Annotated in this window: 14 protein-coding genes and 1 pseudogene; 13 read left to right on the forward strand and 2 right to left on the reverse strand. The window is 65.6% G+C overall.

Going from position 1 to position 15213, the window contains the following annotated elements:
- The first annotated feature begins 110 nt into the window (after nucleotides 1–110).
- Nucleotides 111–1622, forward strand: coding sequence for an EAL domain-containing protein (locus ONR75_RS26260; protein WP_265079832.1), 1512 nt, complete (start codon nucleotides 111–113; stop codon nucleotides 1620–1622).
- A 15-nt stretch (nucleotides 1623–1637) separates the two neighbouring features.
- Nucleotides 1638–2492, forward strand: a complete 855-nt coding sequence (locus ONR75_RS26265; protein WP_265079833.1) for a TIGR01459 family HAD-type hydrolase — start codon at nucleotides 1638–1640, stop codon at nucleotides 2490–2492.
- 178 nt (nucleotides 2493–2670) lie between these two features.
- On the opposite strand, the gene ONR75_RS26270 is transcribed toward ONR75_RS26265, so the two are convergent.
- Nucleotides 2671–3066 (reverse strand): response regulator, encoded by a 396-nt coding sequence (locus ONR75_RS26270; RefSeq protein ID WP_265079834.1) that lies wholly within the window; start codon nucleotides 3064–3066, stop codon nucleotides 2671–2673.
- 258 nt (nucleotides 3067–3324) lie between these two features.
- On the opposite strand from ONR75_RS26270, the gene ONR75_RS26275 reads away from it, so the two are divergent.
- The 8 genes and pseudogenes from ONR75_RS26275 (at nucleotide 3325) to arfB (ending at nucleotide 13070) form a co-directional block, all read left to right on the forward strand.
- Entirely contained in the window at nucleotides 3325–4296 is a 972-nt protein-coding gene (locus ONR75_RS26275) for a bifunctional riboflavin kinase/FAD synthetase (protein ID WP_265079835.1), read from the forward strand.
- A complete protein-coding gene (locus tag ONR75_RS26280; protein ID WP_265079836.1) occupies nucleotides 4293–4862 on the forward strand; it encodes a sugar O-acetyltransferase in 570 nt (189 codons plus the stop codon). The genes ONR75_RS26275 and ONR75_RS26280 overlap by 4 nt, the downstream gene beginning before the upstream one ends.
- Nucleotides 4863–5211: 349 nt before the next feature.
- Nucleotides 5212–8207: pseudogene (ileS, locus tag ONR75_RS26285) on the forward strand (isoleucine--tRNA ligase).
- A 4-nt stretch (nucleotides 8208–8211) separates the two neighbouring features.
- Complete coding sequence (gene lspA / locus ONR75_RS26290) at nucleotides 8212–8700, forward strand: signal peptidase II (protein ID WP_265083805.1); 489 nt, start codon at nucleotides 8212–8214, stop codon at nucleotides 8698–8700.
- Nucleotides 8701–8790: 90 nt separating this feature from the next.
- Nucleotides 8791–9516: a hypothetical protein gene (locus ONR75_RS26295; protein WP_265079837.1), complete on the forward strand. Its 726-nt coding sequence runs from the start codon at nucleotides 8791–8793 to the stop codon at nucleotides 9514–9516.
- A gap of 113 nt (nucleotides 9517–9629) precedes the next feature.
- Complete coding sequence (locus ONR75_RS26300) at nucleotides 9630–11018, forward strand: M16 family metallopeptidase (protein ID WP_265079838.1); 1389 nt, start codon at nucleotides 9630–9632, stop codon at nucleotides 11016–11018.
- Nucleotides 10937–12388, forward strand: coding sequence for a M16 family metallopeptidase (locus tag ONR75_RS26305; protein ID WP_265079839.1), 1452 nt, complete (start codon nucleotides 10937–10939; stop codon nucleotides 12386–12388). Before ONR75_RS26300 ends, ONR75_RS26305 begins: the two co-directional genes overlap by 82 nt.
- A gap of 262 nt (nucleotides 12389–12650) precedes the next feature.
- Nucleotides 12651–13070 carry an alternative ribosome rescue aminoacyl-tRNA hydrolase ArfB gene (arfB, locus tag ONR75_RS26310; RefSeq protein ID WP_265079840.1) on the forward strand — a complete coding sequence of 140 codons (420 nt, stop codon included), beginning with the start codon at nucleotides 12651–12653 and terminating at the stop codon, nucleotides 13068–13070.
- Nucleotides 13071–13164: 94 nt separating this feature from the next.
- Here arfB and ONR75_RS26315 read toward each other — a convergent pair whose 3' ends face one another.
- The gene (locus ONR75_RS26315) at nucleotides 13165–13503 is read right to left on the reverse strand and encodes a hypothetical protein (RefSeq protein WP_265079841.1); all 339 of its coding nucleotides are present in this window, start codon (nucleotides 13501–13503) and stop codon (nucleotides 13165–13167) included.
- Between the two features lie 399 nt (nucleotides 13504–13902).
- Here ONR75_RS26315 and ONR75_RS26320 point away from each other — a divergent pair, with 399 nt between their 5' ends.
- Genes ONR75_RS26320 through ONR75_RS26330 form a run of 3 tightly spaced genes read left to right on the forward strand, consistent with a single transcriptional unit; the run spans nucleotide 13903 to nucleotide 15207 of the window.
- A complete protein-coding gene (locus ONR75_RS26320) occupies nucleotides 13903–14223 on the forward strand; it encodes a c-type cytochrome (RefSeq protein WP_265083806.1) in 321 nt (106 codons plus the stop codon).
- Entirely contained in the window at nucleotides 14224–14619 is a 396-nt protein-coding gene (locus ONR75_RS26325) for a VOC family protein (protein ID WP_265079842.1), read from the forward strand.
- A gap of 45 nt (nucleotides 14620–14664) precedes the next feature.
- A complete protein-coding gene (locus ONR75_RS26330) occupies nucleotides 14665–15207 on the forward strand; it encodes a gluconate 2-dehydrogenase subunit 3 family protein (protein ID WP_265079843.1) in 543 nt (180 codons plus the stop codon).
- Nucleotides 15208–15213: the final 6 nt, after the last annotated feature.

Consider the following 15213-nt stretch of genomic DNA (forward strand, 5'->3'; position numbering starts at 1 on the left):
GGCTTTCCGAATCAGCAATAATGCTAAGCTTCGGAAAGCGATGGGCTTATGCGATCCTGCATGGCTTCTCGCGGACACCCGGAGACAGGCCTGAGGATGTTGCGCGCGTCATGATTCGCATCTCCACGATGTTCATCACCATCTGCATGGTGCTGGTCGCGGCCTCGCTTGGCATGGTGCTGTATGCCGGGGCCGGCGTCAGCGCGTCGCAGTCGGCGATCATCGCCCTGACGGCGCTGACCCTGCTGATTCTCTACGGCGCCATCTCGACCCGGCTGCAGGATCGCAGCGAAACCAGCAGCCAGATCGGCGACCTCTCGCGCGGCACCGCCGACCTGGCGCGCCAGATCGCGGAATTCGGTCGCCGTCTCGCCGCCGTCGAGGGCAAGATTGCCGCCGTCAACGCCACCGGTCAGGATCGCATCCAGTCTGTCATCGGCGAGATCAACGAGCTCGGCACGCTGGTCCAGCAACTCGCCAGTTCGGTGGCCAACCACGAGGACATGCTTGCGACCCAGCCGGCTGTCGCCGTCTCGGCGCCGACGGCCTACATTCCGGTGGCGCCGCCGAGCCCCGCCGACAAGGTCGCAGCCGTCGAGCAGCCTCCAGCCGCCATTGTCGCCGAAGACACCGTCAGCGTGATCGCCGACAAGCCGGCCACGACCGCGACGGTCCCGGCCGCGGCACCCAGCGATGCGCAGCTGATGGCGACGGTGAAGGCCGCAGTCGCGGAGAACCGCATCGACATCTATCTGCAGCCGATGGTGACGCTGCCGCAGCGCAAGGTGCGCTTCTACGAGGCGGTGACCCGGCTGCGCGACGCAAACGACCAGATCATCGTCGCCGACGATTTCATCGCCGCGGCGGAATCCGCCGGGGTCATGGCGCAGATCGATCACACCGTGATGCTTCGCTGCATGCAGGTGCTGCGCCGGCTGATGGTCCGCAACAAGGACGTCGGCGTGTTCTGCAACATCGCCTCGGTGACGCTGTCCAACGCCGAGACCTTCGCGCAATGCATCGATTTCCTCGAGGCCAACCGTGCGCTGGCCTCGTCCTTCGTGCTTGAATTCAAGCACGCCACCTTCCGCAACCTCGGCCCGGTGGAGAGCGAGCATCTGGCAGCCCTTGCGCAGCGCGGCTACCGTTTCTCCATCGACCATGTCGCCGATCTCCGGATCGAGCCGCGCGAACTGGCCGATCGCGGCGTGCGCTTTATCAAGGTACCGGCAACCCTGCTGCTCGACCCGAAGCAGAGTTCTACGGCGGACATCCATCCGGCCGACCTGTCCGACCTGCTCGGCCGCTTCGGCATCGATCTGATCGCCGAGCGTATCGAGGGCGAGCGCGCGGTCATCGATCTGCTCGACTATGACGTCCGCTTCGGGCAAGGGTTTCTGTTCGCGGCGCCCCGTCCGCTGCGGCCGGAGCAGCCGAATGGCGGCGGCTCCGCGAAGCCGTCCACCCACGCGCCACAGGATACCAATGGTTCAGCCAAGCCTGCCAGAACTGAGATCAAGCCTGAGATCAAGTCAGAACCCAGAATCGAGCCGGCCCGGTCCGAGCCGCCGCGCACCACCGGCAATGCTGCACTGGCGCGCCGCGCCACGGGCCCGAACTGATCGGCAATCCTTCTCATGACCACATTGCGTTTTGTCGCGCAGCTGCGCGACCTCGTCGCCGGCGTCGATGTCGTGCTCAGCGATATCTGGGGCGTCGTTCATAACGGCCTGGAGTCGTTCCCCGAGGCCTGCGAGGCGCTGCACACGTTTCGTGCGCAGGGCGGCACGGTGATCCTGATCACCAATGCGCCGCGTCCTGCGGATTCGGTGCAGCGGCAATTGCGGAAACTCGGCGTCGCCGACGATGTCTACGATGCCATCGTCTCGTCCGGCGACCTGACCCGCAATTTCGTCACCAGCCGGCTCGGCCAGTCGATGTACTGGATCGGCCCGGACCGCGACAATTCGATCCATCGCGGGCTCGATGCCAGGTTCGCGCCGCTGGAACAGGCCGACTACATCGTCTGCACCGGTCCGTTCGACGACGAGACCGAAACGCCGGAAGACTATCGCGAGATGATGCAGCAGGCCCTGGCGCGCAAGCTGACGCTGGTCTGCGCCAATCCCGACATCATCGTCGAGCGCGGCGACCGCCTCATCTATTGCGCCGGCGCCATTGCCGAACTGTATCGCGAACTCGGCGGCGACGTGGTGTTCTACGGCAAGCCGCACCGGCCGATCTACGACCAGGCCATGGCGCTGGCGAAGGCCAAACGTGGATTGGATACGCCGCTCGACCGGGTGCTGGCGATCGGCGATTCCGTGCGCACCGACCTGACCGGCGCCCACGCATTCGGCATCGACTGCCTGTTCATCACCCGCGGCATTCACGCCGGCGAGTTCGAAGGCATCGAGCGGATGGAGCCTGCGGCGGTGAAGGAGCTGTTCGGCACCCCGCCAAAGGCGCTGATGCGGGAATTGAAGTGGTAGGGCGACGAAACGGGGCTTCGACGCACGCTCAGACGCGTTCGCCGGATGCAGTGCAACGCGTCGCTCTTGCGACGTGGTGCGCCGCTGATCCGGGGGCCAGCTTTATTTGATTGGACAGGGATCCCGGATCTGCGCAGCGGCGTAGGAATGCCGCAGCGCGTCCGGGAAAAGGGGCGCCTTACGCCGGCACGGTGTCGGGGAACACGGCCTCGATCTTGGTCTTCAGCGTCGCCGCGTTGAACGGCTTGACGATGTAGTTGTTCACGCCGGCCTTCTTGGCGGCGATCACGTTCTCGGTCTTGGATTCCGCGGTGATCATGATGAACGGGGTCTGCGACAGGTTGGGATCGGCGCGGACTTCCTTGAGCAGGTCGTAGCCCGTCATCGGCTCCATGTTCCAGTCGGAAATCACCAAGCCGTATTTCTTGGTGCGCATCTTGTCGAGCGCCATCGAGCCATCGCTGGCATCGTCGATGTGTTCGAATCCCAGCTGCTTCAGAAGATTGCGAATGATGCGGATCATGGTGTTATAGTCGTCCACCACCAGCACCGTCATCGACAAATCAACCGCCATCTTCATTCCCCCTGATACGACGCGCAAAACACACTGGAATAGATGCCAGAGAGGCAAATACGTCCGGGCGCTGGATCGACAGCGAAGTTGTCTTCCGCAGCCCGCTGAAGGATTAGCACCTGTGGTTAAACAGCGCGTTAACTGCCCCCGGCAACCAATACCTAAAACTCGAACAACCCCAAGATCTGCGCCGGCTTGACTTCCCGGCCGGCAGTGCGCCACGGTCCCGCGCCCGCCGCAATGATCCCGAATCCCATCATGACATCAAGCTTTTGCGTCATCCGCGACACCACGCCAGCCGCCGCCATCCCCCGGGGATGCGTGGTGGCGATGGGAAATTTCGACGGCGTCCATCTTGGCCATCGCGCGGTCATCCAGGCCGCGCTGGAAATGTCGAAGCTGCATAAGACAACGGCGCTGGCGGTGACCTTCGAGCCGCATCCGCGCAGCTATTTCAGCCCCAACACGCCGCAATTCCGGCTGACCGACGAGACCACCAAGCTGCGGCTGCTGGCGGGCACCGGCCTCGCCGGGGCGGTGGTAATGACCTTCGACAAGGGCCGTGCCGGCACCACCGCGCAAGACTTCATTCACCATGACCTGATCGGCCGGCTCGGCATCGGCGGCATCGCGGTGGGCTACGACTTCCATTTCGGCAAGGGCCGGGTCGGTTCCCCCGCCTTGCTGGTTGCCGAGGCGCCGCGGCTGGGCATCGAGGTCGACGTGCAGCCGCATATCGACATTGACGAGCGCCCGGTGTCGTCCACCGCCATCCGCATGGCGCTGGCCGAGGGTGAGCTCGCCGAGGCCACCCGGATGCTCGACGGGCCCTGGTTCGTCACCGGCGAGGTGATCCACGGCAAGAAACTCGGCCGTGATCTCGGCTATCCCACCGCCAATATCCGCCTGCCCGCCAGTTGCGGCCTGAAGCACGGCATCTATGCGGTGCGGGTCGGCCGCGGCTCCGAGCGCTTCGACGGCGTCGCCAGCTTCGGCCGCCGTCCCACCTTCGACAACGGCGCACCGCTGCTGGAGGTCTTCCTGTTCGATTTTGCCGGCGACCTCTACGGCACCACGCTGGATGTGGCCTTCATCGCCTTCATCCGCGACGAGCTGAAATTCGACGGCATCGAGCCGCTGATCCGCCAGATGAACGACGACAGCGCAAAAGCCCGCGCCGCACTGGCAGCGGCCCCGGATGCATTTCCGAAGCTGGGAGTGGTGGGATGAGCAGGACCGAGAAACAGAAAATGCTGGCCGGCGAGCTGTATCGTCCCGGCTCGCCCGAGCTGAGCGCCGACGAGAAGGCCAACAAGGCCTGGCTGGCCGCCTACAACGCCGTGCTCGACCGGCCGGTCAAGGAGCGGCTGGCGCTGCTGAAGGCGCATTTCGGAGCGGTCGGCAATGACTGCGTGATCCGCCCGCCGTTCTTTTGCGATTACGGCTACAATATCCGCCTCGGCGACGGGGTGTTCCTGAACTTCAATTGCGTGATCCTGGACGTCGTCACGGTGTCCATCGGCGACCGCACCCAGATCGGGCCGGCGGTGCAGATCTATGCCGCCGACCACCCGCGCGACGCCAAAACCCGGGCCGAGGGCCTCGAATTCGGCCGCCCGGTCAGCATCGGCGCCGATGTCTGGATCGGCGGCGGCGCCATTATCGTCCCCGGCGTGACCATCGGCGATGGCGCGGTGATCGGCGCCGGCAGCGTGGTGACAAGGGATGTCGCCCCGGGGGCGATTGTCGGCGGCAATCCGGCCAAGGTTTTGAAACAAACTCAACCGTCATCCTGAGGCGCTCGCCGTCTTCGGCCAGCCTCGAAGGATGCTGTTCGGCGCCGTCCGAGCGGCCCGCCGTCGTCCTTCGAGGCCTTCGCTGCGCTCGGCACCTCCCGCCGAAGCGCAATTGCGTTTCGGCGGGGATGACGGCTCCAGGGCCCTCCCAGACTGCTGCCCAAGCCCTCCCAAGCCTTTGCGCTTCCCCCGCCGGCTGCTATTGAGTGCGGGATGTCTGCACGGCGCCCCATCATCCGCATTATCGGCCCGGCTTCCGCCTGAGCATTGCTCGGCGCAAGACCGGGATCGTTGCCGTTCATCGCGTCCCCCACGCGTTTCCGCGCCATTTAGCCGAGCCAGAGCCTTCATGTCCGACACTTCAGCGAAACCCGAGACCACCGACTATTCCAAGACCCTGTACCTGCCGCAGACCGAGTTTCCAATGCGCGCCGGCCTGCCACAGGCCGAGCCGAAAGTGCTCGAGCGCTGGCAGGAGATCGACCTCTACGGCAGCCTGCGGAAGCAGTCGAAGGGCAAGCCGAAATTCGTGCTGCATGACGGCCCGCCCTATGCCAACGGCAACATCCATATCGGCCACGCGCTCAACAAGATCCTCAAGGACGTGGTGACCAAGAGCCAGCAGATGCTCGGCTTCGATTCCAACTACGTGCCGGGCTGGGACTGCCATGGCCTGCCGATCGAATGGAAGATCGAGGAAGAGAACTACCGCTCCAAGGGCAAGCCGAAGCCGGACTTCAAGGACGCGGCGGCGATGATCGCCTTCCGCAAGGAGTGCCGGGCCTATGCCGGCAAGTGGCTCGACGTGCAGCGCACCGAGTTCAAGCGGCTCGGCATCATCGGCGACTGGGACCACCGCTACGCCACCATGGATTACTTCGCGGAAGCGCAGATCGCCCGCGAGTTGATGAAGTTCGCGGCCAACGGCACGCTGTATCGCGGCTCCAAGCCGGTGATGTGGAGCGTGGTGGAAAAGACCGCGCTCGCGGAAGCCGAAGTGGAGTACGAGGACTATACGTCGGATACGGTGTGGGTGAAGTTTCCAGTCAAGGCGGAGTTCGGCAGGCTCGCCAAGGCGTCGGTGGTGATCTGGACCACCACGCCATGGACGCTGCCCGGCAACCGCGCCATCTCCTTCTCCAACAAGATCGCCTACGGCCTCTACAAGGTCACCGAGGCGCCGGACGACAACTGGGTGAAGCCCGGCGAACTGCTGATCCTTGCCGACGCGCTGGCCGAGAGCGTGTTCAAGCAGGCCCGCGTCACCGCATATGAAAAGAGCGGCGATGTCGACTCCGGGATCCTTGACGCGCTGGAAGTCCGCCATCCGCTGGCGGGCTTTGCCGGCGGCTATGAGTTCACCGTCCCCCTGCTCGACGGCGACCATGTCACCGACGATACCGGTACCGGCTTCGTGCACACCGCGCCCGGCCACGGCCGCGAGGATTTCGATATCTGGATGCAAATGCGCGCGCGCTCGAGGCGCGTGGCATCAGTTCTGTTATCCCCTACACGGTCGACGAGAATGGCGCGCTCACCGCGCAGGCGCCGGGCTTCACCGGCAAGCGGGTGATCAACGACAAGGGCGAAAAGGGCGACGCCAACGAGGCGGTGATCAAGGCGCTGATGGAGGCCGGCATGCTGCTGGCCCGCTCGCGGCTGAAGCATCAGTATCCGCATTCCTGGCGCTCCAAGAAGCCGGTGATCTATCGCAACACGCCGCAATGGTTCATCGCGATGGACAAGGACATCGTCGACGACGGCAAGGCGAAACCGGGCGACACCCTGCGCCATCGCGCGCTCGAGGCCATCAAGGTCACGCAATGGGTGCCGGCGGCCGGGCAGAACCGCATCAACGGCATGATCAACACCAAGCCGGACTGGGTGATCTCGCGGCAGCGCGCCTGGGGCGTGCCGATCGCGGTGTTCGTGCGCGAGAAGGGCGACGGCTCCGCCGAGATCCTGATCGACGAGACCGTCAATCTGCGGATCGCGGAAGCCTTCATGAGCGAGGGCGCCGACGCCTGGTATGCCGAAGGCGCGCGCGAGCGCTTCCTCGGCGAGCGCGCCAAGGAGGAATGGAGAAAGGTCGACGACATCTGCGACGTCTGGTTCGACTCCGGCTCCACTCACGCCTTCGTGCTCGAAGACCGGCAGAACTTCCCGGGCCTCGCGGGCATCCACCGCAAGGTCGACGGCGGCGACGACACCGTGATGTATCTGGAAGGCTCCGACCAGCATCGCGGCTGGTTCCAGTCGTCGCTGCTGGAAAGCTGCGGCACCCGCGGCCGCGCGCCCTACGACATCGTGCTGACCCACGGCTTCACCCTCGACGAGAACGGCCGCAAGATGTCGAAGTCGGTCGGCAACACCGTCGAGCCGCAGAAGGTGATCGCGCAATCCGGCGCCGACATCCTGCGCCTCTGGGTCTGCGCCACCGACTACGCCGACGACCAGCGCATCGGCCCGGAAATCCTCAAGACCACCATCGAGACCTATCGCAAGCTACGCAATTCCGTTCGCTGGATGCTCGGGACGCTGGCTCACTTCAAGCCGGCCGACGCCGTTGCGTTCGACGAGATGCCCGAGCTGGAAAGACTGATGCTGCACGCACTGGCCGAGCAGGACGCCATCGTGCGCAAGGCTTACGAGACGTTCGACTACAAGACCGTCGTAGCCTCGCTGTCGACCTTCATGAACACCGAACTGTCGGCGTTCTATTTCGACATCCGCAAGGACACGCTGTATTGCGACGCGCCGTCATCGGTGACGCGCAAGGCGGCGCTGACGGCGATCGACATGCTGTGCAATGCGATCCTGAAGTGGCTGGCGCCGATCCTGTCCTTCACTGCGGAAGAAGCCTGGCGGATGTACAGGCCCGATGCCGAGCCCTCGGTGCATCTGACGGTATTTCCCGAAGGCCTCGGCCAGTATCGCGACGACGCGCTGGCCGCGAAGTGGGAGATCATCCGCAACGTCCGCCGCGTGGTCACCGGCGCGCTGGAGGTCGAACGCGCCGCCAAGAACATCGGCTCGTCGCTGGAGGCCTCGCCGCTGCTGTATGTGTCCGACAAGGCGACATTCGGCATCCTCGCCGATATCGATCTCGCCGAGGTGTTCATCACGTCCAACGCCATGATGACCAATGACGACGCGCCGGCCGGCGCCTTCACCCTCAACGACGTCTCCGGCGTCGCCGTGGTGGTGGAGAAGGCGATCGGCACCAAATGCGCGCGGTCGTGGAAGATCCTGCCGACGGTGGGCGAAGACGCCGAATATCCCGACGTCACCCCGCGCGACGCCCAGGCGCTGCGCGAATGGAAGGCGCTGGGGGTGTCCGTGTGACCCCCTGCTCCGCTCCGGCATCCTCGCCGCGGTCGCTGCCCTGATCCTCGACCAAGCCTCGAAACTCTGGCTGCTGTTCGTGTTCGACCTCGGCCGCCGCGGCGCGGTGACGGTGACGCCGTTCCTGGACCTAGTGCTGGCCTGGAATACCGGCATCAGCTACGGCTGGTTCGCCGAATCCGGCGCCACCGGCCAGACCGTGCTGGTGGCGGTCAAGGCGGTGGCGATCGTGGTGCTGGCGATCTGGATGGCGAAATCGACCACCCGGCTGGCCACCGTGGCGCTGGGGCTGATCATCGGCGGCGCCATCGGCAACGGCATCGACCGCTTCGCCTGGGGCGCGGTGGTCGACTTCGCCCTGCTGCACGTCCAGATCTCGGGAAAAACCTGGAACTGGTACGTGTTTAACCTTGCCGACTGCGCCATCGTTGCCGGGGTTGCGGCCCTGCTGTATGACTCGTTCTTCGGGACACCCGCCGCAAAAGCGCCCTGATCACGGCAGATACGGACGGGTGCGGGGCGATACCGCACAAGCGGAGCTGCCGGTCGGCGCCCCGCCGGAAAACTGAACAGGATGAACGCGATGCGCGAGACCGAACAGAACGGTTGGAGGTTGCGGATCTCATCGGGTGCGCTGCAGCGCACCGCGCGGCTGGCCGCCGTCACCCTCGCACTCGGCTGTGTGTTGTCCACCGGGATGGCCCGCGCCCAGGACGACGAGGAAGACCAGACCAGCTTCGAAGACAAGGTCATCAAGAATATCATGAGCGGCCTCGGCGGCACGAACATGGAGAACCAGGGCATCGATTATCGCGAGCGCTCGCCGCTGGTGGTGCCGCCCAAGATCGACCTGCCGCCGCCCGACAGCTCGGCCAAGCTTCAGGTGCCGAACTGGCCGAAGGATCCCGACGTTGCCGCGCGCAAGGCCGCGGCTGCCGGCGCTAACGATAAATACGCGCCAGGCGAAACCGCGCTCACTTCCGCGCGCCCGCTGACCCCGGCCGAGATGGCCCCGAAGCGTGTGCGCAGGACATCGACGGCCAACGACGTCAGCTCTCCGGGCGACCCCAACAAGAACATCGTGCTGAGTCCGAAGCAGCTTGGCTATGAAGGCGGCATGTTCAAGAACATGTTCGGCGGCGGCAACAAGAGCGAGACCGCGGAGTTCAAGGGCGAGCCGTCACGCGGCGAGCTGACGCAGCCTCCGGTCGGCTACCAGACCCCTTCGCCCAACTACGCCTATGGTACCGGGCCGAAGGAAGTCATGCGCAATTCGGCCGACATCAACCCGATGACGGGCAAGTATTGAGCGCGGCGCCGTTGCGCCACTCTCCCCTTTAATCATTTCATGGCGATCGGCTTGCGCGCGCGAATGCGTGCGGCGAGATCGCGAAACTGCGCCGAGGAGCTGCTAGCCCCGCCATGTCACCATCATCCCGACTCGCCTTGCGATCCTTCGCCACGCTGGCACTGCTGCTGACCCCGATCGCCGGCGCGAGCGCCCAGACCGTGACTTCGGAGCGACCCACCACCTTCACCCTCGGCAACGGCATGCAGGTGGTGGTGATCCCCGATCATCGCACCCCGGTGGTGACGCAGATGGTCTGGTACAAGGTCGGCTCGGCCGACGAGACCGCCGGCAAGTCCGGCCTCGCGCATTTTCTCGAACACCTGATGTTCAAGGGCACCGCGAAACACCCGGCCGGCGAGTTCTCGCAGACGGTGCAGCGCGTCGGTGGCAGCGAGAACGCCTTCACCTCCACCGACTACACCGGCTACTTCCAGCGCGTCACCAAGGACCAGCTCGGCAAGATGATGGAGTTCGAGGCCGACCGCATGTCCGGCCTCGTGCTCAAGGACGAGAACGTGCTGCCGGAGCGCGACGTCGTGCTGGAAGAATACAACATGCGCGTCGCCAACAGCCCGGATGCGCGTCTGTCCGAGCAGATCATGGCCGCGCTCTATCTCAACCATCCCTACGGACGCCCGGTGATCGGCTGGCACTCGGAGATCGAGAAGCTCGACCGCGAGGACGCACTGGCCTTCTACAAGCGCTTCTACGCGCCCAACAACGCCACGCTGGTGATTGCCGGCGACGTCGACGCCACCGAGGTCCGCCCGCTGGCCGAGCGTACCTTCGGCGCGGTCGCGCCGCAGCCGTCGATCCCGGCGCATCGCATCCGTCCGCAGGAGCCGACACCTGCAGGTCCGCGCACCGTGACGCTGGCCGACCCGCGCGTCGAACAGACCAGCCTGCGGCGCTCCTACCTGGTGCCGTCGGCCACCACCGCGGCGAAGGGTGAAAGTGCGGCGCTCGACGTGCTGGCGCAGCTGATGGGTGGCGGCAGCAACTCCTACCTCTATCGTGCGCTGGTGATCGACAAGCCGCTCGCGGTCAACGCCGGCGCCGGCTATCAGGGCACGGCGCTGGACAGTGCGCAGTTCATGATCTCGGCATCGCCCAAGCCAGGCGTCGAATTCGCCGACGTGGAAAAGGCGATGGACGCGGTAATATCAGGCATGGCGGTGAACCCGGCGCCGTCGGCGGATCTGGAGCGCGTCAAAACGCAGCTGATTGCCGAGGCCGTCTATGCGCAGGACAACCAGGCGACGCTGGCGCGCTGGTACGGCGCGGCGCTGACCACCGGCCTCACCGTCGACGACATCCGCGCCTGGCCGGATCGCATCCGCGCCGTCACCGCCGAACAGGTGCGCGCCGCAGCCGAAAAATGGCTCGACAAGAAGCGCTCGGTTACCGGCTATCTGGTCAAGGACACCACCGCGCCGAAGCGCGAGGAGAAGCGGTCGTGAAGCACAGCATCCATCTCACCCGTCGCGTTGCGCTGATCGCCGCCACCGGCCTCGCGCTCGGAACCCTGTTCCCGGCCACGCCGTCGCAGGCTGCCGCGAAGATCCAGCACCTGGTGTCGCCGGGCGGCATCCAGGCGTGGTTCGTGCAGGACGCCACCGTGCCGCTGATCGCCATGGAATACGCCTTCGGCGGCGGCGCCACCCAGGACCCCGCCGGCAAGCCGGGGGTCAGCAACATGGTCGCCAGCCTGATGGATGAGGGCGCCGGCGATCTGGATTCCAAGACCTTCCACGAGCGGCTCGAGCGCCGCGCCATCGAGCTCAGCTACAGCGCCAACCGCGATTACCTGCGCGGCTCGCTGCGCATGCTGACCGAGAACCGCGACGAGGCCTTCGACCTGCTGCGGCTGTCGCTCTCCGTGCCGCGCTTCGATGCCCCCGATGTCGAGCGCATCCGCGCCCAGATCATGTCCGGCCTGCGCCGCGAGAGCTCCACTCCCGGCTCGCTGGCCAGCCGCAAATTCCTCGAAGTGGCGTTCGGCGAGCATCCCTATGGCCGCCAGCCCGGCGGCACCCTGACCAGCGTGCCGACCATCACTGTCGACGACATCAGGGACTACAAGCGCCGCGTCGTGGCCAAGGACACGCTGCGCGTCGCCGTGGTCGGCGATATCGACGCCGCCACGCTGGGCAAGCTGCTCGACCAGACCTTTGGCGGGCTGCCGGCCAAGGCCGAACTCACTGCAGTGCCGGACATCGTCGCCGCCAAACCGCCGCAGCGCGTGTCGATCGCGCTCGACGTGCCGCAGACCGTGGTGACCTTCGGCAGCCCGGGCCTAAAGCGCGACGACCCCAACTTCATGGCCGCCTATATCGTCAACCACATTCTCGGCGGCGGCACGCTGTCGTCGCGGCTGTATCACGAGGTGCGCGAGAAGCGCGGCCTGGTCTATTCCGTCTACGGCTCGCTGCTGTGGATGGCGCATTCCGGCATCTTCATCGGCAACACCGCGACCCGCGCCGACCGCGCCACCGAGACCGTCGACACCATCAACCGCGAAGTGAAGCGGATGGCCGAGGAAGGTCCGACGCAGCAGGAGCTCGACGAGGCAAAGTCCTATCTCAAGGGCTCGCAGATGCTGGCGCTCGACACCTCCTCGAAGCTCGCGTCCGCGCTGCTGCAGTACCAGCTCGACAAGCTGCCCATCGACTATATCGACAAGCGCAACGCCATCGTCGATGCCGTCACCCTCGACCAGGCCAAGGCCGCAGCGAAGCGGCTGTGGAGCGATGGCCTGCTCACCGTCAGCGTCGGCCGCGCCCAGGCCGCAGCGGCAGAGCCGGTGGCCCCGGCACCGAAGGCGAACTGAGGCGGACTGGCGCCGGCTGGTTTCCCGGACGCGGTGCGGCGTGAGCGACGATGCGCAGCATCGGCCGAAACGCTGCTCCGCAGATCCGGGATCCCGCTTTCTTTGAAGCGATACCGGGGCCCCTGGATCAGCGGCGCACCACGCTGCAAGTGCAGCGCGTTGCACAGCATCCGGGGAACGCCCCTGCTGCTTGGCGCAAACAATTCGAAACTCCGCTATCCTGCTCCCGTCGATTCCCATCCCGGGAGTGCGCCGGTGACCCATGCTGCGAATTGCGCGAAACCTGTCCATCGACGAGAACGACATCGAGGTGACGTTCGTGCGCGCCTCCGGTCCGGGCGGGCAGAACGTCAACAAGGTCTCCACCGCGGCGCAACTGCGCTTCGACTCCAAGCGGCTGAATATCCCCGAGGATATGGCGATCCGGCTGCGCGTGGCCGCCGGGCAGCGCATGACCAAGGACGGCGTGATCGTGATCCACGCCCAGCGCTTCCGCACCCAGGAGCGCAACAAGGCCGACGCGATCGAGCGGCTCACCGAACTGCTGGCCGAGGCGGCATTCCGGCCGGTCACCCGGCGGCCGACCAAGCCGACCTTGGGCTCCAAGACCCGCCGCCTCGAAGGCAAGAAGCGCCGCAGCGACGTCAAATCGAAGCGCGGCTCCGGCGGGTTTGACGACTGATCCTCACAGACGAAAGCGGCCCTCCCTTGCGGGAGAGCCGTTGAGACGCGCGCGGCCCGACCGCGCGCGATTGTTAGAGCATGATCGCGACCTGCTATCGTTTGGTCCCTGCGGCGGGATCGCCGGCTCCCAACCCGTTGGGCGCGGCGTTGGGAGCTGCACTGCCGGTGGCGCCGGCGGTGCCGCGGGCCATGCCGCCATTGCCGGAGCCGACCGTGCCCTTGGTGGCCGCGCCTGCGCCCGCCTTGCCGCCGGGCGTCGCGGCATTGAGTTCAGTGTCGGCGCCTCCCGCCGCGCCGCCGCGCTGCATCGCGCCGCCCTGCTGCACGGTTCCGCCGGTATGTGTCCCCGATGCGGCGCCCTGCGCCAGAACCGGGCCGGCCAGCATGGCCGAGAGGGTGAGTGCGATCGCCGAAGTTTTTACAATCTTCATTCGCTTCTCCTGGAATGTCGCGCGATGAATGGTGCCGCGGATGGTTGCGCCGCCCGCATGTTACGGCACCGTCACGCACGAACGTCTGTCGCGGGGACGCATGGCCATGGAAGCCGCCGGCTGTGTCCGCAATTGAGAGACAGAGCGGTCATTTCGCGATGGTTTTGTGGGGCTCCGTCTTATATGCGGCAAAGCCCGGTGCCGATCCGGGTCTCACTGCCGCGCCCGCTCCCTGCAGTTTCGCTTTGTTCTGCTCACAACAGCCGGCTACTACCACTGGCCGGATGACGCGACCTAAGCTTGCTGCAATGAACGGTGAGCATGATGCGGCGAACGATTGTTCCGACGACACTGGCATTTTGCAGCGCTCTGCTGTCGATCGACATGGCCGTCGCGCAGATGGCGCTGCCATCCGCCAAGCCGCTCGATGACGCCGCTTTGTTCAAGCAGCAATGCGCCACATGTCATACCACGAATCTGGCCGACCCGCCGCGCCAGGGACCGTCGCTGGCGAGCGTGATCGGCCGCGAGGCCGGCAAGCAGGACGGCTTTCGCTATTCGGCGGGGCTGGCGCAGGCGCATTTCGTCTGGGACGAAAGCCGGCTCGATGCCTGGCTCACCAATCCGCAGGCGGTCGTCGCCGGCAGCAACATGGCCTACCGCCAGTCGAAGCCGGAGATTCGCGCCGCCGTCATCAACTATCTCAAGGGACTGAACTGAATGGCCAAGCCTGTGCATTCGATGATCCGCGTGCTCGACGAAGCCCGTGCGCTGGATTTTTACGCCCGCGCCTTCGGGCTTGAAATCGCCGAGCGACTGGCATGGCCCGACTTCGCGCTGATCTATCTGCGCCACCCCTCCTCGCCGTTCGAGCTGGAACTGACCGTGAATTTCGACCGCAAGGAGCCCTATGTGATCGGCGACGGCTACGGCCATCTCGCCGTCGTCGTCGACGACGTCGATGCGGAGCACGCGCGCTTCGAACGTGAAAAGCTGTCGCCGGGACCGCTGCGCGATTTCAAGCATGACGGCCGCACGATGGCGCGGTTCTTCTTCGCCACCGATCCAGATGGCTACAAGATCGAGGTGATCGAGAAGGGCGGACGTTTCGGATAGCAGCTCAACGACCAAGATTATAAAAATACTTTCAGGGAGGATCATATGAGAGAAGTTGATCGACGCAGCCAGTACAGCCGCCGGATCTTTCTTCAGGGCGCAGCGACCGCAGTGCCCGTAGCCGCCGCGATCGGCGCCGCCGGCATCGAGGATGCCTGGGCCGCCGACGCCACCGCGCTGGCGCCCGCGACCCTGAAAACCATGGTCAAAGTGGCGCGCGATATCTATCCGCACGATTTCCTCGGCGACAGCTACTACATCACCGCCATCAAGCCGTGGGATGGCAAGGCCGCCGCCGATCCTGCCGTCAAGGCGATGCTGGAAGACGGCGTGCGCCGGCTCGATGCCGACGCCAAGGACCGCCACAAGGTCGCCTATGCACAGGTGCCGTGGGAGGCCGATCGCGTCGTGCTGCTGCAGGGCATCGAACAGACCGCGTTCTTCAAGACGTTGCGCGGCGACCTCGTGGTGTCGCTCTACAACCAGGAGCAGCTGTGGCCGAAATTCGGCTACGAGGGCTCCTCGGCCGAGCATGGCGGCTACATCAAGCGCGGCTTCAACGACATCGACTGGCTGCCGAAGGCCTGAACGACA

The sequence above is a fragment of the Rhodopseudomonas sp. P2A-2r genome (genome assembly GCF_026015985.1).
Classification (GTDB): domain Bacteria; phylum Pseudomonadota; class Alphaproteobacteria; order Rhizobiales; family Xanthobacteraceae; genus Tardiphaga.